This window comes from Microbacterium sp. NPDC076768 (assembly GCF_040687205.1).
Lineage (GTDB): Bacteria > Actinomycetota > Actinomycetes > Actinomycetales > Microbacteriaceae > Microbacterium.
Window position 1 is genome coordinate 900,452 of record NZ_JBFBMU010000002.1, and the last position, 21,890, is coordinate 922,341.

Below are 21,890 nucleotides of genomic sequence, written 5' to 3' on the forward strand. Positions count from 1 at the left end.
CGGCACGCCCAGGGTATTCCCGCCCATCGAGTCCTGTGCGTGACACCATGAACACACACCCATCAGAGGGGCATTTGCATGGAAAACGTCACCATCGTCGGCACCGAAGCAGGAGTACTCGTACTCGCGACCGAGTCGGGCGAGCGGTTTGCGCTGCCCATCAATGACATGTTGCAGCGCGAGATCCGCCGTGCCACCAGACAAGCCGAACCGACGGCGCACAAGCTGGCCGCCAGTCCGCGTGATATCCAAGCGCAAATTCGTGCTGGTCTCACCGCCGTCGAAGTGTCCGAGCTTCTCGGAATCAGTCTCGAAGATGTCGCCAGATTTGAAGGTCCCGTACTCGCCGAGCGTGAGCACGTTATCGATCAGGCCCTTGCGGTACCTGTCCTCATCGGCAGTGAAGTAGAGCCAGACGCCCAGCCCACTTTTGGTGTTGCCGTGCGCGCAAAACTCGCAGAGGTCGAAGCGACCTCTGAGCGCTGGGCAAGCTGGAAAGAAGAGTCCGGCTGGACCATCAAGCTCGAATTCACGGCTAACGAGGTCGAACACGACGCTCGGTGGAGCTTTGACCCTCGACGCAGCGCCCTCTCCCCGCTGAACTCCGATGCCACGCAGCTCTCGCGCCAGGGCGCGCTACCTGAAGGGCTCATCCCCCGGCTACGGGCGGTAGAAGCCGACCGCGTCACGTCGCCCTACAAGGACGACAGCCGCTTCGACTCCGGCGCATTCGGTCCGAGACTTCTTCCTTCCCCCGATTCTGAAGCGGAAGAAGAATCACACTCGTCGCGCTCGGATGATGCAGCGCAAGACGCAGCGATCAATCGCGCGCCAGCCTCCCCGACGACGAATCAGGAAACGGCGGACTTGCTCGAAGCGCTCCGTCGCCGCCGTGGACAGCGTGAAACCGCACCATTAGTCGACGATTCTGAAGACGCGGAGCGCCCAGACTCCAGCCCCATTTCGCTCTTCGATGCTTTCGATCAGGATCCGGAAGAGCCGCGAAAGCCCGAGGCACAGGCGCCCAGCTCTCCGGAACCGAACGAATCAAGCGGAAGAAAGCGTCGCAGAAACGCAATGCCCTCGTGGGATGAGATCGTCTTCGGCGCTCGTACCGACGAATAGGTTCTGTCCATACGGCCTCGCCTTTCGTGCGCCTCAGCGAGCGAATGCGCCGAGCCGCACCAGGGGGACGTTTCGTTCCTCCGGAGTGAGAGCACCGTGCTGGCCGACCATGCCACGGGCTCTCTGATCTGCTGCTGTGCCGTCGTATAGCGCCCATGCTCCCCTGGCGATAACCAAGAGATCGCCGATGCGAGACGCCGACGCCTCGGTGACGACGGGCCCAAACACCCCAGATTGCACGGCCTCTTCACGAGAGATGACATCTGCCATACCGTCGAGGTCAGCACGCATTCGCGTCGTCACCACATCTGCGTCCGCCTCGGGTTCAAGGTAGGCGTGCAGCATTCGCGGCTCGCCACCAAGATGGCGAATGCCCTCGAGATGCGGCTCTTCCAACACGACCTGTCGGTTGGATGAGACATCGATCATGCCGTGGTCTGAGGTCACTAGAACGCCAACGCCGGGCGGTATGCGAGCGGCCAACGCGGCGTCGATATCTTCCAACGCCGCTACCCATTCGCCAGAGGCGACTCCGTGTTTGTGACCGGCCTTGTCTACCTGTGGCAAGTAGCAGTAGACAAGTGAACCTGGGTGGGACTGCGCTATCTCGTACGCGGTCTCGACATGAGATCGAGGGGTCGTTGCGGGCACGAACTTCGCGCCCCGCAGCGTGGCCTGCGTAAACCCACTGTGGGCATAGGCTGCCGCCCCCACCGCAAAACTCTGATGGCTGTTCGCATGCGCGCGTTCAAAGATGGTGGGAGCCGCCTGCCACGTCAGCGGGTCGATACCTTCGTTCTCCCAACCGCTGAGCTGGTTCACCAGGATGTCTCTTGGGGCGTCCAGTACCTGGTACCCCACCAGACCATGCTCTCCGGGCCACACCCCTGTCACGATGCTGGTCAGAGCGGCCGCGGTCGTGGAGGGAAAGACCGAGTGAGCGACGTCTTTCTTCGTCATGCTCCCGGTAAGCGCACGAGCATGACCCGCATGACTGCGAAGACTAATGGCGCCGAGGCCATCAACGACCACCAATACGACGGATTGGGCAGGCGGATACACCTCGGATTCACCGCGAAGCGCGGCGAACAGGTCGTCCGCCACCCCGACGATGCTCCGGGCGGTCGGCGACTCGGACGGTAGCATAAAAGACATCCGAGCCAGTTTGACACAGGCTCCCGCACGCCCTCAGGAAGTCCATGCCGAAAACTCCGCCGCCCGAACCCGTCGAGGAGCGCATCCAGGACATCGACCTCTCTACGGAGATGCAGGGGTCTTTCCTCGAATACGCCTACTCGGTGATCTACTCGCGCGCTCTGCCCGATGCCCGAGACGGACTGAAGCCCGTACAGCGGCGCATCCTTTACCAGATGGCTGAGATGGGGCTGCGCCCGGATCGCGGTCATGTGAAGAGCGCCCGCGTCGTCGGCGAGGTAATGGGAAAGCTTCACCCGCATGGGGACTCCGCAATCTACGATGCACTCGTGCGGCTCGCTCAGGAGTGGGCACTGCGGGTACCGCTGATTGATGGCCACGGTAACTTTGGTTCACTCGACGATGGGCCGGCCGCGGCTCGCTACACCGAGGCTCGCCTCGCCGCGTCGGCGCTCGCCCTCACCGAGAACCTCGACGAAGATGTCGTCGACTTCATTCCGAACTACGACGGTCAGTTCCAGCAACCCGCAGTGTTGCCCGCCGCGTTCCCGAACCTTCTGGTAAACGGCGCCAGCGGCATCGCTGTCGGTATGGCCACCAACATGGCGCCCCACAACCTCATCGAGGTTGTGGCTGCCGCCACGCACCTCCTCGAGAATCCCGACGCCACCACCGAAGATCTGATGGAATTCGTTCCCGGTCCTGATTTCCCATCTGGAGGAATCTTGATGGGGCTGGACGGTGTGAAGGATGCGTACACGAACGGCCGCGGCGCCTTGAAAGTCAGGGGCAAGATTTCGATTGAGCCCCTGGGTCCACGACGCACCGGAATCATCGTTTCTGAGCTTCCCTACATGGTGGGTCCTGAGCGGCTGATCGAGAAGATTCGCGACGCCGTACAGTCCAAAAAACTGCAGGGCATTAGTGACGTCACCGACCTCACCGATCGCAACCACGGGCTTCGTGTCGCGATCGGGATCAAGACCGGCTTCGACCCGCAGGCTGTTCTTGACCAGCTCTACCGTCTGACGCCGCTAGAAGACTCCTTCAGCATCAACAACGTCGCACTCGTCAAGGGTCAGCCGCGCACGCTCGGCCTCAAAGAGATGCTGAGCGTCTACGTCGGCCACCGCCTCGAGGTCATCACTCGTCGTAGTCGGTACCGTCTGATGCGCAGAGAAGAGCGCCTCCACCTGGTCGAGGGTCTCCTCGTCGCGATTCTCGACATCGATGAAGTCATTCAGGTCATCCGTTCCTCCGACGACTCTGAGCAAGCACGCGCACGACTTCGTTCGGTGTTTGATCTCAGCGAGTTGCAGGCGGAATACATTCTCGAGCTGCGACTTCGCCGGTTGACCAAATTCTCCCGCATTGAGCTCGAAGCGGAGCGCGACGCATTGCTCGCCGAGATTGCGGCTCTGCGTGAACTACTCGCAAGCCCTGTGTTGTTGCGCGCAGCCGTAGCTAAAGAGCTCGATGCCGCTGCAGAGGCGTACGGAACCCCTCGCCGCACGCTGCTGATGAATGCCGCACCACCCAAGCCGCGGGCTACAAAGGGCACCGCTGACCTGCAGATCGCCGATGCCCCGACTGTTCTCGTACTTTCGACGACAGGGCGCACCGTCAGAGTCGATCTCAGCGAAGGCCAAGAGCTCAGCATCCCCGCACGGCGTAGCAAGCACGATGCCATCCAGACCACCGTCTCTACGACAGTGCGCGCGGAGCTCGGCGCTCTTACGAGCCTCGGCAGGGTGGTGAGGTTCTCCCCCGTCGACCTTCCGTCAGTGCCAGCGACCTCCGTGCAACTCGCTGCGGGAGCACCGCTTCGCGACTACCTCGGAATTACGACCAAGGGAGAACGCGTCGTTGGCTTTGTCCGGTTCGACAGCGATGTTCCCGTCGCACTCGGCACAGCGCAAGGCACGGTGAAGCGGATCGTGCCCAGCGCTCTTCCTGCGCGCCCCGATGTCGAGGTCATCAGTCTGAAACAGGGCGATGCTCTTGTCGGTGCGGCCGAAGCGCCTGACGATGCAGACCTGGTCTTTGTGACCACGGATGCCCGTTTGCTGCGCTTCTCTGCTTCGACGGTACGCCCCCAAGGCGCAGCGGCAGGCGGCATGGCAGGCATCAAGCTGGGCGCAGGTGCCACTGTTCTGTTCTTTGGCGTGATCGCGCCAGAGTCAGAGGCTGTGGTAGCCACAGTCTCCGGTGGAGAGAGCATCTTGCCTGGCACGGACCCTGGCCGAGCCAAAGTGTCGTTCTTCACGGAGTATCCGGCGAAGGGACGAGCAACCGGAGGCGTTCGCGTGCATTCCTTCCTCAAGGGCGAAGACCGGCTCACGGTCGCATGGGTCGGCATCGCGCCGGCGCAGGCGGTAGATCCGACGGGCGCTGTGCGCAAGCTCCCAGAGGCCGGCGCACGGAGAGATGCTTCCGGCCAACCCATCGATGGCGTCATCGGAAGTATCGGACGCACGCTGGTATAGAGGTCCCACGAGCGGGACGAAGATCACAACGAGCGTCCAATTGAGCGCTTACACCGACGTGACGCGCTTCGCCGTCCGGGAGAAGAGACCGGCGCGATCGCTATGAGGAGCAAAGCCGCGAGAATCAGGCGCTACCGGTCGTAGATTTCGCGGCGATGCGCGGCACGCACGACCGTAACGGTTAGCTGCGCACTCTTCAAGGGCTTCCAAATCAGCCACGCTGAACAACACTGCGGCGAGCCTCCCATTGCGGGTGACGCCGATCCGCTCATCTGCGTATGTCGTGCGCCCCAGCACATCCGAGAGCTTGCGTTTTACGCGTCGATCGACTCGCGCGACAGCCGATCAGAAGACTCGATGATGAACTCGCGGCGCGGAGCCACTTCGTTTCCCATCAGCAGTTCGAACATGCGACCAGCGGCTTCTGCATCTTCCATCCGCACTCGTCGGAGTAGACGTCCTGACCGGTCCATTGTGGTGTTTGCCAATTGCTCGGCATCCATCTCACCCAGACCCTTGTACCGCTGAATCGGCTCGTGCCAGCGCTTTCCTGCCTTGCGCAGCTTTGCGAGCAGCTTCTGCATTTCAAGTTCGCTATAGGTGTAGATCGTCTCGTTTGGCTTCGACCCCGGATTCATCACGATGATTCGGTGGAGCGGGGGAACAGCAGCAAACACGCGACCGTGTTCGATCAACGGACGCATATAGCGGAAGAACAAGGTCAGCAAGAGCGTGCGGATGTGCGCACCGTCGACGTCTGCATCGCTCATCAGAATGATCTTGCCGTAGCGCGCAGCGTCGATGTCGAAGCTTCGTCCTGAGCCTGCGCCGATCACCTGAATGATCGATGCGCACTCCGTATTGGAAAGCATGTCGCCGATCGATGCCTTCTGGACGTTGAGGATCTTTCCCCGGATGGGAAGCAACGCTTGGAACTCACTGTTGCGCGCGTTCTTCGCCGTACCAAGGGCGGAGTCACCCTCAACGATGAAAAGCTCGCTGCGCTCGACCTCATTTGCTCGGCAGTCGACGAGCTTGGTGGGCAACGTAGAAGACTCAAGCGCATTCTTGCGACGCTGAGTCTCCTTGTGAGCACGCGCGGAAAGGCGTGCCTTCATCTCTGAGACGATTTTGTCGAGTAGCTGAGATGCCTGGTTCTTGTCGTCACGCTTGGTGGAACTGAAGCGCGCGGCGAGATCCTTACGGATCACCTGTGCGACGATCTGACGAACGGCAGGCGTGCCGAGGATCTCCTTCGTCTGCCCCTCGAACTGCGGCTCGGGAACATTCACCGTGAGCACCGCTGTAAGGCCGGCGAGGACGTCGTCCTTTTCAAGCTTGTCGTTGCCGACCTTGAGCCGACGGGCGTTCTGTTCGACCTGCGTACGGAGCACCTTGAGGAGCTCCTGCTCGAACCCCTGCTGGTGTGTACCGCCCTTAGGAGTCGCAATAATGTTCACGAACGAACGCACCCTGGTGTCGTAGCCGGTCCCCCAGCGCAGAGCGATGTCGACGGCGCACACTCGCTCGACTTCGGTCGCGACCATGTGGCCGTCTGCCTGCAACACAGGAACCGTCTCTTTGAACGTTCCTTCGCCCTGAATACGCCAGTTATCCGTGACGGGCGGGTCAATCGCAAGATAGTCGACGAACTCGGAGATCCCGCCCTCGTAAAGGTATGAGGTTACGAACTCGTCGGAAGTCTGGCCGTCTGCATCGACCTCTGCTGCGGATGGACGGTTCGGGCGCTTGTCAGCGACGACAATCTCGAGACCGGGAACAAGGAACGCCGTTTGACGGGCTCGGGTTTCCAACTCGGCGAGCTGGAACGCCGCGTCCTTCGTAAAGATCTGTCGATCAGCCCAATACCGCACGCGAGTACCGGTGACACCGCGGGGTGCCTTTCCGATGATGCGAAGCTCGCTGTTGTCTTGGAATGGCGTGAAGGGAGCGTCTGGCCGCTTCTCCCCCGTGTCAGTGAAGACGCCTGGTTCGCCGCGGTGGAACGACATGGCGTATGTCTTGCCGCCGCGGTCTACTTCGACATCGAGCCGCTCTGAGAGGGCGTTCACCACAGAAGCACCCACACCGTGCAGACCGCCAGAGGCTGCGTAAGAACCGCCGCCGAACTTTCCTCCGGCGTGCAGTTTCGTGTACACCACCTCGACCCCGGTGAGACCGGTACGCGGTTCGACGTCAACGGGGATCCCTCGACCGCGGTCGTGCACCTCGACGCTGCCGTCTGAGTGCAAGATGATGTCGATCTTGGTGCCGTTGCCTGCGACTGCCTCGTCGACAGAGTTGTCGATGATCTCCCACAGGCAGTGCATGAGCCCAGGCGATCCATTGGACCCGATGTACATTCCTGGGCGCTTGCGAACGGCCTCAAGGCCTTCAAGCACCTGGAGATGATGGGCGGAGTACTCGGCATTCACAATTTCCGAGTCTAATCTCGCTCGTCGCATCGCGACCGCAGACACCCCCGTTGGCCTCTAGATCAGGCGGCGCACGTACGCGCTGAGCGAAACACGCCGTAAACCGGGCATGCGCCAGCGTAGGGCGTGGTTGTATTGACGGAATCACCAGCGAAGCCGACACCCGAGGAGGCACCGAGATGAACGCAACGACCGAACGTGACACCTCCACCATCGAGTTCCGTCTGACCGCAGCCGACCGCTGCGACTCGTGTGGCGCTCAGGCCTACATTGCGGCTGAGGTCAACGGATCAGAGCTCCTGTTCTGCGCACACCATGGCCGCAAGTACGAAGAGAAGCTCCGCACCGTTGCCACCAGCTGGCACGACGAGACCGCACGTCTCATCGAAGCGGTCTAACGCGCTTCATCGCAGAGGGCGGTCAATCGACCGCTACTCTGCGCACGTGCGGGGTAAGCCGGGTAAGGATCTCTTCGCCGACGGTATCAATCCGCTCGGCAAGAGTGGTCGCCGAACTCTCTCCGTGTGCCCCTGGCCCGAACAGCACGACTTCATCGCCCACGCGTGCACCGGGCCAGCAATTCACTGAGGAGTCAGTGAAACCGACAGAGGTCAGCGTGACCGGCCCACTTGAGGTGCCGACGGTTGCACCCGCGAGCGTGGATGGCAGCCCATCGAAACTCCCGATGCCAATGCGCGCCTGGTCGCCGTCGAAACCTGCAACGAAGGCCACAAGACTAGCGGCAGGGCGAATTCCCTCTAGCTCTGGGCCATCGGCCGAGCGGACACCGTAACAAAAGGCGCCCACCCTCGACACAGTCCCGCGGAGCTCAGGGCGCCACCACGACGCAGCAGACGCAGTGAGGTGAAGGGCTTCTGGCATTGCGCCGGATTCGCCAACTGTACGGACAGCGCGCAAGAAAGCAGCCTGAGCGGTGTCATCTTCGGCATCGCTGGCTTCGGCGATGTGACTCCACACGCCCTTCAAATCGATGAGACCAGCGCGCTCAGCCGCGCGGACCATAGCAACCGCGGCGGCCCAGTCGTCGGCAAGGATGCCGTTGCGGTGCAGACCGGTGTCAATTTTGAGGTGAATGCGGGCGGGAACACCGAGAACTTGGGCCCTCGCGACGATGCGCCTGAGGTACTCCATCGTGCCCACACCGAGATCAATGCGCGAAAGCAACGCCTCATCGATCTCTGCATCGGTAGAAGTGGCCCAGGCAAAGATCCCGGCGTCGCCTTCGATGACTCTGCGAACCGCTAGGGCGCTGCGGACGTCGTAGCTGCCGAATAGGTCGACCCCGGAGTTCTCCGCCGCCCGCACAGCCCAATCGAGCCCGTGGCCGTAGGCATCATCTTTGAGTACCAACATCAAAGAGGACGGCGCCATGCGCCTGCGTACCGCCGCGATATTGGCGCGAAAGGTTCCTTCGCTCACACGAAGCTCAGGACGCCTCATGACTCCCACCTCCGCACCGCGTGCGTTCCGGCGACGGTGATGAGCTCCGCTGGCTTCATGCCAGTGACCGCAGCCCAGCGCGAAAGGCCGGCCATTGCTGGCCCCTCTCCCCCAAAGTACGTTGCCTCAGCGCCGATCTGCGTGTCTGAATTCCCAACATCGACCACGCAGACATCCATAGCGACCCTTCCCACGATGGGCATCGCAACGCCATCAATTTCTACGGCGGCTTTGTTACCGAGCGCGCGTGCGATTCCTTGCGCGTAGCCGCCTGTCACCAGCGCCACGCTGGTCTCCTCGGCAGCACGGAAGGTGTACCCGTACGACACAGCATCACCCGGTTGCAGTCGCTTGATCGACATCACGTGACCGGTCAACCGCATCACGGGGCGCGTGGCAACGACGCCGCTCTCGTCAGGCAGACCGTAAAGTACCGACGAATCCATATCGGGCCTACCGGTGGTCGCCGCCGTGATCCCCTCAAGACGCAGCGCCTCGACTTCTCCCGGTGCATCGACAAGCACGCTCCCTGCACCGGCAGCAACGACCGCCTGGGCGACGGCCAAAACGCCGTGGCCCCACGCATCGCGCCGCAGGTCAGCGACCGTCCCGCCAGCCCTCACAGCGGCCGATGCCGCTGCGGAAAGCGCAGATCGCGAGATGATCGCGTGCGGCAGGGAGCTAGAAGTCGTCTCACACACGCCTTCCACCCTAGCTTCCGCCTCCCAGGTGAGAATCCCATGCCACCGTAGACTGGTGGGGACCCCAACCCTGGAGCCTTATGTCTCGTCTTTCTCTCGCGCCCCGCATCCGTTATCTGCTGGGACGTGCCCGTCGTATCGATGTCGGATCGGTGGTGGAACGCGCCAAAGAAGCATCCGAGCAGCATGGAAAAGCCGTTCCAGCCATCGTCGTCGATATGCTCTGGTCAGCCGCACGTCACAACGTGGGTTTCCAGGACTACATCGACTACGACTTCGCCATGCTCAGTAAAGAAGAGCGCGAAACGTATATGACACACCCCGTGTCGAATCAGCTCTCGCAGCGTTACGACCACCCGGACTACCGGTGGATCTTCCAAGACAAAGTCGAGTTCGATAAGCAGTTCTCTGCGCATCTGAACCGCGAATGGATGGTCGTCGAAGAAGGCAACGCTGATGCCGTGCGTGAGCTCACCCAGCGCCTTGGCACCATCGTCACCAAAGAGCCGGTCGGACAGGCTGGCACCGGTGTGCACCGCTACCACGCTGCGGAGATTGAAGATTGGGATGAGTTTCATCGCGGACTTCTCAGCCGCGGCGAACTTCTCATCGAAGAAGTGATTCGTCAGCACGACGCTCTCGCGGCGGTGTGCCCTGGAACCGTGAATACGACCAGAATCACTGCCTTTTTCGATGGCGAGAAGGCACATATCCTCGCCATCGCGCAAAAGTTCGGTCGCGGCGCTGTCAGTGACCAAATGACCTTCGGCGGGTTCTACACAATGCTCGACGCAAACGGGCGTGCCGCGGGAGCCGGTTACGATTCCCACGGTCACGTGTACGAGACCCATCCAGACTCAGGCTTCCGGATTGCGGACTTCCAGCTTCCGCACATGGATCAGGTCAGAGAGTTCATCGATCAGGTAGCCCGCGTTGTGCCGCAGGTGCAGTACGTCGGCTGGGACATCGTGGTCTCCCCTGACGGGCCCGTGCTCGTTGAGGGCAACTGGGGCGCCGGTGTCTACGAGAACAAGCCGAGTGTCACTGGCATTCGTACCGGCCACAAGCCTCGTTATCGCGAGGTCATCGGCTTCTGAACAAAGAGGAAGGCCCCGGATGCATGCATCCGGGGCCTTCCTCTTTGTCTCTGGGGTGGGTTAGACCGCGCGCACGATACCGAGCGGAGTCGACTCCACACCCTGACCCAGCGGATTATCTCCGAGAATCTTCAACAGCCGGTTCTCGCCATCTTTGTCGAGGGTCGAACCCAAAATGTTGCCGCCAAGGTCGTTGATGTCCACGACGGCTACTTCTGCCTGGCCACCAATCAGCGCCTTCACACGTGCTGCCACGCCGTCAGGGTCTCGGGGTCCGAGCACAACTGCCTCGTTGTAGGGCGGGATGGTGTGCTTGGTCGGACCGTCGATCGCGCGGGCTTTGTCTCCCGCAATGCGGTAGAAATCACCACGCCTACCGAAAGCCTTGGTTACCGCCGCAACAGCAGACGCAAACAGGATGCGCGGAGTGCCGCACTCCCGCAAAGCCATCTCCATCGTCTCCGGCATGCCGAGCCCGATGCCGTACGGCGTACGAGTCACATATTTGGAGAGAAACAGAGCGAGCTTGCGCGGCTCAATCTCGTCGAGTCGATATGAGCGTCCCTGCGTGATCGCCACGATCTTCTCTGTCACGAAAAGCAGGTCGCCCGGCTCGACGTGATCTTTTGCGTACTCCGTGATGATCGCGTCAAGGTCGTCTTCGGGCATGACAACGCGAGTACGCAGCGGAATGCGCGCGTAGTTCTTGCCGCCAACGCTCGTCTCGAGCGCTTTACCGTCGTTCGCCTCGCTCATTCGAGGTAGTCCCGCAGCGACTGCGAGCGGCTCGGATGACGCAGTTTCGCCATGGTCTTGGATTCGATCTGACGAATACGCTCACGCGTCACACCAAAGGTGTCGCCGATCTGGTCCAGCGTCTTCGGCTGACCATCACCGAGGCCGAAACGCATCCGGATAACGCCAGCCTCCCGCTCGGAGAGCGAGTCGAGCAGCTGCTCCAGCTGACGCTGCAACATGGTGAAGCCCACTGCGTCAGCGGGGACCACTGCCTCAGTGTCTTCGATGAGGTCACCGAATTCGCTGTCTCCGTCTTCACCCAACGGGGTGTGCAAGGAGATGGGCTCGCGACCATACTTCTGCACCTCAACGACCTTCTCCGGGGTCATATCAAGCTCACGGCTGAGCTCTTCCGGAGTGGGTTCGCGACCGAGATCCTGCAACATCTGGCGCTGTACGCGGGCCAGCTTGTTGATGACCTCGACCATGTGCACAGGGATGCGGATGGTGCGGGCTTGGTCTGCCATAGCGCGCGTGATCGCCTGACGAATCCACCAGGTGGCGTAGGTCGAGAACTTGAAGCCCTTGGTGTAGTCGAACTTCTCCACCGCACGAATGAGACCGAGGTTTCCCTCCTGGATCAGATCCAGGAACTGCATGCCGCGTCCGGTGTAGCGCTTTGCAAGCGAGACCACGAGACGAAGGTTTGCACCGAGAAGGTGACTCTTCGCACGCTGTCCGTCGCGAGCAACCCACTGCAAATCGAGACCGAGCTGGCTCGTCTTCTCAGCGGCCGTCATTGCGGAGAGCTTCTCTTCAGCGAACAGGCCAGCTTCGATACGCATCGCGAGCTCGACCTCTTCGGCCGCGTTCAGTAGAGCGACCTTTCCGATCTGCTTCAGGTAATCCTTGACAGGGTCGGCCGTTGCGCCTGTGATCTGGGTCGAGTAGACCGGCACATCTTCATCGTCGTTCGACGAGATGACAATGGCGCCAGTTGGCAACGGCTCCGTGAACTTCGGCTTGGCGTCCTCGTCCTCGTCCTCGTCAGCCGCACTTACCGCGGGGGCCTCGTCATCTTCGACGATGTCCTCGGACTTCTTCTTTTTAACCGGGGCGCGCTTTGCGGCGGCGCGCTTAGCCGCGCTCAAGGGCGCTGGCTTCTCGGGCGCATCAGCCTGAACCGGAGCGTCGGCAGTCGTGTCTTCGGCAGCCTTCTTCGTCCGGGTTTTCTTCGTCGTGGCAGGAGTCACGTTTCGCCTTTCACGGGGCTGCTGAGTAGCCTCGGGACATTTCGGACACTAGTAAGACCCTTGTCAAGTCCAGCATTCGAAAACACTGATTGACAACGGGTCAGAGTCCTAGTATCTCACACGTACGGCGATGCGCACGCATTCTGACGAAGTTACGCAGAAATCGTGTTAGCCCCTGGAGGGCTTTTCGTCGTCACCAGAGGGCCTCGAGGCCAGGTAGCGCTCAAGCTCTGCCGCAAGTTCGTCAGCGCTCGGAAGGTCTCGCTCACTGAAACCGCCCTCATCGTATGAGTCGTCATCCGGGTTTCGTCCCGCCATGTAGGCGTCATAGCGACGTTCGAGGTTGTGCACCATCTCTTGAAGCTCATCGTTTCCCGCGACCTGCTCATCGACTCGAGCCAAGTAGTCGGTCCGTCGCTCTTGCACAGCGTCGAGCATCAATACCAGGCCTGTCGAGGCCATCAACCGCTCAGCGGCGGTGATAACGGCATCGGGATTCTCTGTCTCGGCGAGATAGTGCGGCACAAGCAGGACGAAACTCACTGCACTGTCACCTCGCTCGACGAAACGGAACTCGAGGAGATGCCCCACAGTCGCCGGCACCTGGGTGCGCGGACGCCACACCGAGTGCGCAACAGTCATCTCGCGGCGGTTGCCGCTGACGGTCGTACCAATCGGACGTGTGTGTGGCACCGGCATTGCGATGGAGTGCACCCAGTGCAAGCCAGAGGCGCCAAATTGAGTCGCCAAATCCAAAACGGCGTCTGCGAACCTGTTCCAGGCGAAGTCCGGTTCGTATCCCGAAAGCAGAAGGAATGGGCGTCCTAGCGCATCGGTCGCGAGCGAGAGCTCGAGGCGAGAAGGACGAAATTCGGTCAGGTGATCTTGGTCGAACGAAATCACAGGTCGCCGAGCGCGATAGTCGAGCAGCATGTCGTTGTCGAACACGACAACCGGCTCAGGAGAAGCGGTCTCCCTGAGATGGTCGATGAGGCCTGTCACCGCGCTGCCAGCATCGGTAAAACCAGTGAGAAGGACCACTAGAGGAAGACCGTGCGGCACCACCGGCGCATTCGCGACGCGTTCGTAGATATCACCGGAGAGGGGCATGTCCTCCATGCTACGAGCACGTGAGCAGGCGGGGGCGCGGCGCATCATGCTGAGAGCGAACACACACGCCCGCTTGCGCACGACCATGCCGCCGCGAAGATCCTAGGATGGAGGTATGACGCTTCCTGTGCTCTCGCGTACCCACGATCAGTTCCCCGGAAGCGCTGCAGATGCCGCAGTGCTCGTCGTCTCCGCGCTTCCTGAGTCCGCACAAGCGCTGGCTAGCTACCCCGGCCTCGCTGACACGCTCGCCGGGATCGGCTTCACCGGCGCTGCTGGCTCCTTTGCCCGCGTTTATGCGCCGGAGATCACGACGTTGCCGTTCGCCGTTGTCGGCGCTGGCTCAGCACCAGATGCGGCAGCCGTACGAGGAGCAGTCGGCGTCGCGTTGCGCTCGCTCACCGGCTTTGATCATGTGGCTCTCGGGCTCGCAGAGGGACTCGAGCAGTTTGCCGCCGCCGCAGCGGAAGGCGCGGTCCTTGGTGGTCACCGGTTCGATGGCTACCGCACAGATAAGGGCAAGCCGCGCGCCAGCGCCGTCACCCTTCATGCGGTCATCGAAGATGAAGAGGTCGCCCGCGCTCAGATCGTCGGCGAAGCAGTCGCGCTCGTCAAAGATCTCGTAAACACCCCGGCCGAGTGGCAGAGCCCGGCTCAACTTGCAGAAAGTGCCGCCGAAAGCGTTGCCGATCTGAACGTCTCTGTCGAGATCCTCGACGAAGCTGCTCTCGCCGAGCAGGGTTTCGGCGGCATCCTCGGAGTCGGCCAAGGATCTGACCGCCCTCCTCGGCTCGTACGTCTGGACTACTCTCCCGCCAACGCGGGTCGTCACATCGCGCTTGTCGGTAAGGGCATCACGTTCGACACCGGTGGACTCTCGCTCAAGCCAGCGGCGTCGATGGTCGGCATGAAGTTCGATATGGCCGGGGCAGCAACCTCTCTCGCGGCAATTCGCGCCATTGCCGCTCTCGAGCTTCCTGTGCATGTCACTGCATGGCTCTGCATTACAGACAACATGCCATCAGGGCGTGCGCTACGCCCAGGCGACGTCATCCGCATCCTGGATGGCAAAACGGTGGAAGTGCAGAACACCGACGCTGAAGGACGACTCGTACTCGCCGACGGTTTGGTCGCCGCAAGCCGCGAGCACCCGGACGTGATCATCGACGTGGCAACCCTCACCGGCGCTATCGTGGCAGCTCTTGGCCACCGCCACACCGGCGTGTTCGGCGATGACGACTCGGTCACCGAATTCCTCGCCGCCGCCAAGCAGGCCGACGAGCTGGCTTGGCACATGCCGTTGCCAGCACACATGGAAGAGTTGCTCGACTCGCCCATCGCAGACATGCAGAACGCGAACATGGGAGACCGCATGGGCGGAGCATCCTTTGCCGGTCTTTTCCTTCGTCGGTTCGTCGGACGCGTCTCTGAGGCAGAGGACGCGCCGCAGATCCCCTGGCTTCACCTCGACATCGCCGGGTCTGGCGAGCACAGCGGCTCACCCTACGGTTTCATTGAGAAGGGCCCCACCGGGGCGATGGTCCGATCGATCGTCGCCTTCGCCGCAGCATCCCACACGGAGGCATGACATATGACAACCCACACCTACGACATCGTCGTCTTGGGCGGCGGCAGTGGCGGATACGCCGCCGCTTTACGAGCGAGCGAGCTCGGCAAGTCGGTCGCGCTGATTGAGAAAGACAAGGTCGGCGGAACCTGCTTGCACCGTGGGTGCATTCCCACCAAGGCGTTGTTGCACGCAGCCGAGGTGGCAGAGAACGTGCGGGATGCGGCGGCCTTCGGCGTAACGGCACGCTTGGACGGCATCGATCCTGAAGGCGTGCGCAACTACCGCGAAGGGATCGTTGCCAAAAAGTTCAAAGGGCTCGAGGGTCTTATCAAGGCGCGCGGGATTACAACTGTGTCGGGGCTGGGGCGACTGAACTCAGACCGCACTGTCAGTGTCGGTGACGATGTGTACGTGGGAACAGACGTCGTGTTGGCCACCGGCTCATACAGCCGGTCACTACCCGGACTCGAAATCGGTGGGCGTGTGCTCACCAGCGAGCATGCTCTCGCTCTCGACGTCATCCCCGAGCGAGTGCTCATTCTGGGTGGCGGCGTCATCGGAGTGGAGTTTGCGAGCGTTTGGCGCTCATTCGGTTCCGAAGTGACGATTATTGAAGCGCTGCCCCACCTCGTGCCCAACGAAGACATCGCCATGAGCAAGGGGCTGGAGCGGGCGTTCCGCCGCCGCGGCATTCAGTATTCGCTCGGTGTGCGATTCCAGAGTGTCGTCCAAGACGACTCTTCTGTGACGGTAACCCTGGAAGACGGTAAAGAGTTCACCGCCGACTACCTTTTGGTGGCGGTCGGACGCGGACCAGCCACGGCAGATCTCGGTTTCGAAGAAGCGGGCGTCACACTTGACCGTGGATTCGTCTCTGTGGACGACAACCTGCGCACCGGGGTACCCGGTGTGTGGGCCGTGGGCGACATCGTTCCTGGCTTGCAGCTCGCGCACCGCGGATTCCAGCAGGGTATCGCCGTTGCGGAACGCATCGCCGGGCTGTCGCCAGTCAACATCCCCGACGTGCAGATTCCCAAGGTCACCTACTCGAGTCCAGAAGTTGCCTCGGTCGGTGTGTCAGAAGCTGCGGCCATCGAGACGCACGGAAGCGAAGCCGTCGTCGCATACGAATACAATTTGGCAGGAAATGGCAAGAGCGAGATCATCGCTACGGGTGGTCTCGTCAAGGTAGTGCGCCTGAAGGATGGGCCCGTAATCGGAGTGCATTTGCTTGGCGATCGCGTGGGCGAACTCATCACAGAGGGACAGCTCGCTGTCGCTTGGGAAGCACACCCGGAAGATATTGCCCCCCTGCTTCACGCCCATCCAACCCAGAGCGAGGCGCTCGGAGAGGCCTTCCTGGCCCTCGCCGGAAAGCCTCTGCACGCCCTCTGAGCACCAACCGGTGTCTGAGTCACTAAGCTAGACAAGCGTCATACAACTTCCTGAAGGAGACTGAGTCATGAGCACATCCGTGGTCCTCCCCGCTCTCGGCGAGAGCGTCACAGAGGGTACGGTCACCCGCTGGCTCAAGCAGGTGGGCGACACCGTTCAGGCGGACGAGGGCCTGCTCGAGATCTCGACCGACAAGGTCGACACCGAGATCCCCTCCCCCGTCACCGGCGTTATCGAGGAAATTCTCGTTGCCGAAGACGAGACGATCGAGGTCGGCGCCCTCCTCGCGCGCATTGGCGACGGAAGCGCAGCGGCAACGTCCGATGACGCACCCGCTGCCGAAGCGCCCGCTGCCGAAGAGGCACCCGCTGCCGAAGAAGCACCAGCAGAACCCACCCCTGCGCCGGCCGCAGAAGAGCCTGCTGCCGAGGCTGCACCTGCAGGCGACGCGACAGACATCGTGCTCCCAGAGCTCGGCGAGAGCGTCACAGAGGGCACAGTGACCCGCTGGCTCAAGCAGGTCGGCGACAAGATCGAAGTCGACGAAGCTCTCTTGGAGATCTCGACCGACAAGGTCGACACCGAGATTCCGTCGCCCGTCGCCGGAGTGCTGCAGGAGATCGTGGCTGGCGAAGACGAGACCGTCGCCGTCGGCGCTGTTCTCGCCCGCGTCGGCTCTGGTGCTGCCCCGTCGGCTGCACCGGCCGAAGAGGCCCCCAAGGCGGAGGCACCTGCAGCAGAAGAGCCCAAGGCTGAAGCACCTGCTGCCGAAGCACCGAAGGCTGAAGCACCCAAGGCTGAGGCACCTGTCGCAGAAACGTCGAAGCTGGCGTTGCCGACCGACAACGACAACCTTTACGTGACGCCACTGGTTCGTCGCCTGGCATCGCAGCAGGGCGTTGACCTTGCTTCCGTTACCGGCACCGGTGTGGGGGGTCGCATCCGCAAGGAAGACGTGCTCAACGCGGCAGAAGCAGCATCCGCCGCCCCAGCACAGGCAGCAGTGAGTGCACCAGCGCCCGCTCCGCTTGAGGTTTCGCCGTTGCGTGGCACGAAGCAGCCGATGTCACGTCTGCGCAAGGTTCTCGCCAAGCGCGCTGTGGAGTCGATGCAGCAGACCGCTCAGCTCACGACTGTCGTCGAGGTCGATGTCACTGCGCTTTCCGAGTACCGCGACAGCGTCAAGGCCTCGTTCTTGGAGAAGACAGGCGACAAGCTGTCGTTCCTGCCGTTCTTCGCCCTGGCCACGGCAGAAGCTTTGCAGGCGTTCCCGATTGTCAACGCGACGGTCGACGGCGAAGACATCGTTTACCCCGCCAGCGAGAACGTATCGATCGCTGTCGACACGGAGCGCGGACTGCTTACCCCGGTCTTGCGTGACGCTGCCTCGAAGAACATCGCGCAGATTGCTCACGAAATCGCTGATCTCGCCGCACGTACGCGCGACAACAAGCTCAAGCCAGACGAGCTCGCTGGCGGCACGTTCACGCTGACCAACACAGGTTCGCGCGGCGCGTTGTTCGACACCCCTGTCGTCTTCCTGCCTCAGTCCGCGATCCTCGGCACCGGAACTGTCGTGAAGCGACCTGGGCTGGTCAAGGTCGGGGGCGCAGACGCGATCGCCGTCCGGTCCTACGTGTACTTGGCGCTCTCGTACGATCACCGGATCATCGATGGTGCCGACGCCGCACGCTTCCTCGGCGCTATGAAGGCGCGCCTCGAGGCTGCCGCGTTCGCTGGTCAGCTCGGAGCCTGACCCTCGCACGAGCTCAGTACTAATCTGGCTGATCCGCGACGTTATAGACGTCGCGGATCAGCCATTTTTCGTCCGAGCGGACAAGCACGATCATCAGCTCCACAGCATCGCCGGATGAACTCTGCGCTTCGTCCGTGATGGCTGTAGTGGTCGCGAGTCTGATGACAGCGACGTCCCCGTACTGATCGACCAACGTTGCAGTTGCCGAGTCGGTGTTCACCGATGCGAGGGCGTCTATGACGCCGCTGGGCTCACCAGCAATAGCCGCAGCGCAGGCTGAATCTGATTTCTCGCGACAGGCATCAATCGTGTTCAGCAGCCGCGGCACCGCCTGTGCTGGGCTCTCCTCTGCTGGCGGGGTGGTTTCCGCAGGCAGATCAACAGCAGTCGATTCTGCGCCGTCTTGTGTCTCTGGCGGAGCCGCTGTCGTGGCTGCCGCTGGCGACGGCTTTGTGTCTACGACGTCTGCGTCTGCATCCGGCCAGAGCAACCCTGCGATGAGCACTGCCGCACCGGCGGTGGCGGCGATCGCTACCACTCGCATCCGGGAACGACGCCCATGCACCGCAGGTTTCGACGCCCCGCGGGGGGAGCGGGAAAGGCGTCGATCGCGCGCGCCAACGATGACGCGCACTCCGTGCAGTACGACCGAGCCAGATTTGGCGAGCATGCGTCCGATAAATGTGTCGTGGCTGGCCGTACGTTTCCGTCCAGCCCCGCGTGAGCGGCTCGCTCGCAGTCCTCGTTCGTCGCCCTCTGAGCTCACGGGGCGGGGTGCGACCGCTCTCGCCACATCCCTCGCCAGCTCGGGAGCATGGGAGTCACGCACCAGTGGCTGCGGTGCGGCCACGTCTAACAGCTCTTGCTCCCACGCCTCCAACAGTCGATGCGGGACCCGCGGTTGTGCGGCAGCCTTCGCCAGGCCGCTTTGTACGGCTCCGAGCGTCCGATTCAGCAACTTGTCGGTGCTCTGCGACTCCATCTGGTCGAGAATCTCGGAAACGCCGGCCCGAGCCTCCACCCCCGCACCAAAGACGAAGAGAGGACGGCCACCATCGGTCAGCCACCATTTGCCTTCGTGCCCGTTCTCGTCTCCTCCCAGCTCATCGATCCCACGAAGCAGACTGATTATCAGGGTGGTGCGCTCCCCCGCGCTCAGGTCGTTCCCGCCCGCTCTCCGACGAATCAAGAACAGCGTGACCGTCTCGGTGCACCACGGCAACAACACATCGTGTCCGCCACGGCAACGACTCACGTCCAGCGGTGCGGCGACATGCTCCGACCCCGCGAAGGCCCACCCCTTCCAGCCGGCCAAGATCGCCGTTCCCACCCGCACAGCCACGCCATCGCCCCGCGTCACCAGCGTTCCAGCAAAAGGGCCTTCCTTCGTGTCGAGCACCCGCACCACACGGTGCGCCCCTGGAATCAGCGGCGCACCCCTGGTGTCGCCTCCCTCGGTATCTCCCATGCGGCCATCACACCGCAAGATCCATCACGGCAGGTGCGGTACCGGTCCGAAGCGCACAAGTTTCGTGCCTATCGCCGGTCGTGCAGAAGCAGTGCCGCACATTCTGCTCCGCTTCACGCGAACGACGGCGTCAGCAGGCTCCCAGACTCGGTAGGCTGGTCCTCATGGCAAAGCGTGCTCCTGAACCCGAAAAGCGTCCTGGGTTCTTCTCCCAGATCAAGTCCCTCTTCCGGTTCACACGTGAGGCATATCCGTGGTTGCCGTGGGCACAGGTCGCGATCCTCGTCGGTGGTGTCCTTCTCGGACTTGTCGCCGGCTACCTCATTCCCCCCTTCCAGGTGTGGACACTCATCCTTTGGGGCATCACCGGTCTCATGCTCGGTGTTCTGGGTGCGCTGTTCCTCATGACGCGCATGTCAACATCCGCGATGTACATGAAGATCGACGGCATGCCCGGCGCGACTGGCCATGTGTTGAGCACCAGCCTCGGACGCCGCTGGCAGGCATCTGAGACGCCTGTCGGCATCAACCCCAAGACCCAGGAAGCGGTGTATCGCACCATCGGTCGCGGCGGAATTGTTGTCGTGGGTGAAGGTGCCAGAGGCCGACTCACCCGTCTCGTCAACGAAGAGCGCAGCCGTGCACAGCGCGTTGCCCACGGTGTTCCCGTCACCGTCCTCTATGTCGGACACGGAGATGACGAAGTCTCCATCGCCGACCTCGCCAAGACCATCAAGAAACTGCCGAAGTCCATCGACAAGGCCACGATGGCGGCGGTTATTCGTCGTATCGACTCCGTCTCTCAGTCTCTGTCGTCGTTGCCCATCCCGAAGGGCATCGACCCGACGAAGGTGCGCTCACAGCGTCCACGCTGAGCACCCATCTAGCGCTCGATAAAACGCGGCAGGCCTCGTACGAGGCCTGCCGCGTTTTCGTCACTCAGAGAGCGGTTGTCTGGGAAGTCGACGCACCTTGGCGCGCCGGCGGCGCCGCTCAGGAACCATCGAACGCATCTCTTCCAGTTTGCCGAAGCAGAACAGGCGGTCTTCGGCCTCCAGAACCACATGCTTGCGCGGGTTGGGGATGACACTCACCCCTCGGTGGAGTGTGAGGACCGTGATGTCACGCTCCCAGAGACCAGCGTCGCCCAGGGTCTTCCCCACGAGGTCGACGGCACCGTGCACCTTCAGCTCGGCGACGCCATAACCCGTGGAAACGGTCAATCGCTGGCGAACGTCGATCTCGGGAAAAGCGACTTGCCCGGCGATGTAGTCGATGATCGCGCCAGCGACGTCAAGCTTTGTCGCCGCTTCGATCCCCTGCAGACCGGGTGAAGAGTTAACCTCCATCACCAAAGGCCCATCGTCTCCTTCGAGCATGTCGACGCCCGCGACCCTGAGCCCCATGATTTGCGCCGAGCGTACAGCCGCTCGTTCGTAGACGGGATCGAGTTCGACAGGCTCCACAGATCCGCCTCGATGCACGTTGGAGCGGAACTCGTCGCCCGCAGCAGACCGGCGCATTGCGGCCACCACGCGGTCCCCCACCACCAGAGCTCGGATGTCCCGCCCGCGGCTCTCGGCGATGAACTTCTGGATCAACACGTTCTGCTTCGTGGAGTGCAGGGTCTCAATGATCGCCTCAGCCACCTTGACCTGCGGTGCCAGGATCACCCCGATGCCTTGCGTGCCTTCGAGGAGCTTGATGACGACGGGGGCACCACCGACGCGTTCAATGGCAGGACGCACGTCTGCACGGTTGCGCACAAACGCAGTCGGCGGCATCGAGATGTTGTGCCGCGACAGAATCTGGTTCGCGCGGAGCTTGTCTCGCGCGCTGGAAATACCGTGCGCGGTATTGGGCGTGTACACGTCCATCTGCTCGAACTGACGCACCACCGCGGTACCGAAATAAGTGATCGAGTTGCCGATACGCGGAAGAATCGCGTCGTAATCGCTGAGCTGACGACCCCGGTACTGCAAGTCCGGTTCGTCTGCGGTGAGGTCGATGGCGAACCGCAAGGTATTGAGGACCTTGACGTTATGGCCGCGCTGAAGCGCAGCTGCGCGCAGTCGCTGGGTGGAGTACGCCTGCGGCGCGCGGGAGAGCACTGCGATCTTCACGGGAGATTTCCTGCCAG

At 62.1% G+C, this 21,890-nt stretch carries 18 protein-coding genes and 1 pseudogene; 9 read left to right on the forward strand and 10 right to left on the reverse strand.

Going from position 1 to position 21,890, the window contains the following annotated elements; translation table 11 throughout:
• Positions 1–78: 78 nt before the first annotated feature.
• Positions 79–1,125, forward strand: coding sequence for a septation protein SepH (gene sepH / locus AB0O87_RS10745; protein ID WP_363515333.1), 1,047 nt, complete (start codon positions 79–81; stop codon positions 1,123–1,125).
• A 33-nt stretch (positions 1,126–1,158) separates the two neighbouring features.
• Here sepH and AB0O87_RS10750 read toward each other — a convergent pair whose 3' ends face one another.
• A complete protein-coding gene (locus AB0O87_RS10750; protein WP_363516213.1) occupies positions 1,159–2,187 on the reverse strand; it encodes a nucleotide pyrophosphatase/phosphodiesterase family protein in 1,029 nt (342 codons plus the stop codon).
• Here AB0O87_RS10750 and AB0O87_RS10755 point away from each other — a divergent pair.
• Entirely contained in the window at positions 2,116–2,268 is a 153-nt protein-coding gene (locus AB0O87_RS10755; protein ID WP_363516258.1) for a hypothetical protein, read from the forward strand. The genes AB0O87_RS10750 and AB0O87_RS10755 overlap by 72 nt on opposite strands.
• 56 nt (positions 2,269–2,324) lie before the next feature.
• Complete coding sequence (locus AB0O87_RS10760) at positions 2,325–4,766, forward strand: DNA topoisomerase IV subunit A (RefSeq protein ID WP_363515336.1); 2,442 nt, start codon at positions 2,325–2,327, stop codon at positions 4,764–4,766.
• 48 nt (positions 4,767–4,814) lie between these two features.
• On the opposite strand, the pseudogene AB0O87_RS10765 reads toward AB0O87_RS10760, so the two are convergent.
• Positions 4,815–5,069: pseudogene (locus AB0O87_RS10765) on the reverse strand (hypothetical protein); the annotation flags it as partial.
• A gap of 11 nt (positions 5,070–5,080) precedes the next feature.
• Entirely contained in the window at positions 5,081–7,231 is a 2,151-nt protein-coding gene (locus AB0O87_RS10770; RefSeq protein ID WP_363516216.1) for a DNA topoisomerase IV subunit B, read from the reverse strand.
• 149 nt (positions 7,232–7,380) lie between these two features.
• Here AB0O87_RS10770 and AB0O87_RS10775 point away from each other — a divergent pair, with 149 nt between their 5' ends.
• Complete coding sequence (locus tag AB0O87_RS10775; protein ID WP_363515339.1) at positions 7,381–7,599, forward strand: hypothetical protein; 219 nt, start codon at positions 7,381–7,383, stop codon at positions 7,597–7,599.
• A gap of 22 nt (positions 7,600–7,621) precedes the next feature.
• On the opposite strand, the gene AB0O87_RS10780 is transcribed toward AB0O87_RS10775, so the two are convergent.
• Both AB0O87_RS10780 and AB0O87_RS10785 read right to left on the reverse strand, forming a co-directional pair.
• A complete protein-coding gene (locus tag AB0O87_RS10780) occupies positions 7,622–8,662 on the reverse strand; it encodes an alanine racemase (protein WP_363515342.1) in 1,041 nt (346 codons plus the stop codon).
• A complete protein-coding gene (locus tag AB0O87_RS10785; RefSeq protein WP_363515345.1) occupies positions 8,659–9,363 on the reverse strand; it encodes an alanine racemase C-terminal domain-containing protein in 705 nt (234 codons plus the stop codon). Before AB0O87_RS10785 ends, AB0O87_RS10780 begins: the two co-directional genes overlap by 4 nt.
• Positions 9,364–9,443: 80 nt before the next feature.
• Between AB0O87_RS10785 and AB0O87_RS10790 the strand changes: the two genes are divergently transcribed.
• The gene (locus AB0O87_RS10790) at positions 9,444–10,460 is read left to right on the forward strand and encodes a sugar-transfer associated ATP-grasp domain-containing protein (protein ID WP_363515348.1); all 1,017 of its coding nucleotides are present in this window, start codon (positions 9,444–9,446) and stop codon (positions 10,458–10,460) included.
• 60 nt (positions 10,461–10,520) lie between these two features.
• Here the strand turns inward: AB0O87_RS10790 and AB0O87_RS10795 are convergent, their stop codons facing one another.
• The 3 genes from AB0O87_RS10795 to AB0O87_RS10805 all read right to left on the reverse strand — a co-directional run bounded on the left by AB0O87_RS10795 (position 10,521) and on the right by AB0O87_RS10805 (position 13,561).
• Positions 10,521–11,216 (reverse strand): coenzyme F420-0:L-glutamate ligase, encoded by a 696-nt coding sequence (locus tag AB0O87_RS10795; RefSeq protein ID WP_363515351.1) that lies wholly within the window; start codon positions 11,214–11,216, stop codon positions 10,521–10,523.
• Positions 11,213–12,451: an RNA polymerase sigma factor gene (locus AB0O87_RS10800; RefSeq protein WP_363515354.1), complete on the reverse strand. Its 1,239-nt coding sequence runs from the start codon at positions 12,449–12,451 to the stop codon at positions 11,213–11,215. The genes AB0O87_RS10795 and AB0O87_RS10800 overlap by 4 nt, the downstream gene beginning before the upstream one ends.
• Positions 12,452–12,619: 168 nt before the next feature.
• Positions 12,620–13,561, reverse strand: coding sequence for a PAC2 family protein (locus AB0O87_RS10805; protein ID WP_363515357.1), 942 nt, complete (start codon positions 13,559–13,561; stop codon positions 12,620–12,622).
• 115 nt (positions 13,562–13,676) lie between these two features.
• On the opposite strand from AB0O87_RS10805, the gene AB0O87_RS10810 reads away from it, so the two are divergent.
• The 3 genes from AB0O87_RS10810 (at position 13,677) to sucB (ending at position 18,282) form a co-directional block, all read left to right on the forward strand.
• Entirely contained in the window at positions 13,677–15,149 is a 1,473-nt protein-coding gene (locus AB0O87_RS10810) for a leucyl aminopeptidase (protein ID WP_363515360.1), read from the forward strand.
• 3 nt (positions 15,150–15,152) lie between these two features.
• Positions 15,153–16,526, forward strand: a complete 1,374-nt coding sequence (gene lpdA, locus AB0O87_RS10815) for a dihydrolipoyl dehydrogenase (RefSeq protein ID WP_363515363.1) — start codon at positions 15,153–15,155, stop codon at positions 16,524–16,526.
• A gap of 67 nt (positions 16,527–16,593) precedes the next feature.
• Positions 16,594–18,282, forward strand: a complete 1,689-nt coding sequence (sucB, locus tag AB0O87_RS10820; protein ID WP_363515366.1) for a 2-oxoglutarate dehydrogenase, E2 component, dihydrolipoamide succinyltransferase — start codon at positions 16,594–16,596, stop codon at positions 18,280–18,282.
• Between the two features lie 19 nt (positions 18,283–18,301).
• Here the strand turns inward: sucB and AB0O87_RS10825 are convergent, their stop codons facing one another.
• On the reverse strand, positions 18,302–19,750 hold the full coding sequence (locus AB0O87_RS10825) for a hypothetical protein (RefSeq protein WP_363515369.1): 1,449 nt from the start codon (positions 19,748–19,750) through the stop codon (positions 18,302–18,304).
• A 164-nt stretch (positions 19,751–19,914) separates the two neighbouring features.
• Here AB0O87_RS10825 and AB0O87_RS10830 point away from each other — a divergent pair, with 164 nt between their 5' ends.
• On the forward strand, positions 19,915–20,625 hold the full coding sequence (locus tag AB0O87_RS10830; RefSeq protein WP_363515372.1) for a DUF4191 domain-containing protein: 711 nt from the start codon (positions 19,915–19,917) through the stop codon (positions 20,623–20,625).
• 60 nt (positions 20,626–20,685) lie between these two features.
• Here AB0O87_RS10830 and AB0O87_RS10835 read toward each other — a convergent pair whose 3' ends face one another.
• Positions 20,686–21,873, reverse strand: a complete 1,188-nt coding sequence (locus AB0O87_RS10835) for a RimK family alpha-L-glutamate ligase (RefSeq protein ID WP_363515375.1) — start codon at positions 21,871–21,873, stop codon at positions 20,686–20,688.
• Between the last annotated feature and the right edge of the window lie 17 nt (positions 21,874–21,890).

Excerpts from the sequence above, each read along its gene's own strand:
- sepH (WP_363515333.1), top strand. The coding sequence starts at position 79 with ATGGAAAACGTCACCATCGTCGGCACCGAAGCAGGAGTACTCGTACTC.
- AB0O87_RS10755 (WP_363516258.1), top strand. The coding sequence starts at position 2,116 with ATGACTGCGAAGACTAATGGCGCCGAGGCCATCAACGACCACCAATAC.
- AB0O87_RS10760 (WP_363515336.1), top strand. The coding sequence starts at position 2,325 with ATGCCGAAAACTCCGCCGCCCGAACCCGTCGAGGAGCGCATCCAGGAC.
- AB0O87_RS10770 (WP_363516216.1), bottom strand. The coding sequence starts at position 7,231 with ATGCGACGAGCGAGATTAGACTCGGAAATTGTGAATGCCGAGTACTCC.
- AB0O87_RS10775 (WP_363515339.1), top strand. The coding sequence starts at position 7,381 with ATGAACGCAACGACCGAACGTGACACCTCCACCATCGAGTTCCGTCTG.
- AB0O87_RS10780 (WP_363515342.1), bottom strand. The coding sequence starts at position 8,662 with ATGAGGCGTCCTGAGCTTCGTGTGAGCGAAGGAACCTTTCGCGCCAAT.
- AB0O87_RS10790 (WP_363515348.1), top strand. The coding sequence starts at position 9,444 with ATGTCTCGTCTTTCTCTCGCGCCCCGCATCCGTTATCTGCTGGGACGT.
- AB0O87_RS10795 (WP_363515351.1), bottom strand. The coding sequence starts at position 11,216 with ATGAGCGAGGCGAACGACGGTAAAGCGCTCGAGACGAGCGTTGGCGGC.
- AB0O87_RS10805 (WP_363515357.1), bottom strand. The coding sequence starts at position 13,561 with ATGCCCCTCTCCGGTGATATCTACGAACGCGTCGCGAATGCGCCGGTG.
- AB0O87_RS10810 (WP_363515360.1), top strand. The coding sequence starts at position 13,677 with ATGACGCTTCCTGTGCTCTCGCGTACCCACGATCAGTTCCCCGGAAGC.
- lpdA (WP_363515363.1), top strand. The coding sequence starts at position 15,153 with ATGACAACCCACACCTACGACATCGTCGTCTTGGGCGGCGGCAGTGGC.
- sucB (WP_363515366.1), top strand. The coding sequence starts at position 16,594 with ATGAGCACATCCGTGGTCCTCCCCGCTCTCGGCGAGAGCGTCACAGAG.
- AB0O87_RS10825 (WP_363515369.1), bottom strand. The coding sequence starts at position 19,750 with ATGGGAGATACCGAGGGAGGCGACACCAGGGGTGCGCCGCTGATTCCA.
- AB0O87_RS10830 (WP_363515372.1), top strand. The coding sequence starts at position 19,915 with ATGGCAAAGCGTGCTCCTGAACCCGAAAAGCGTCCTGGGTTCTTCTCC.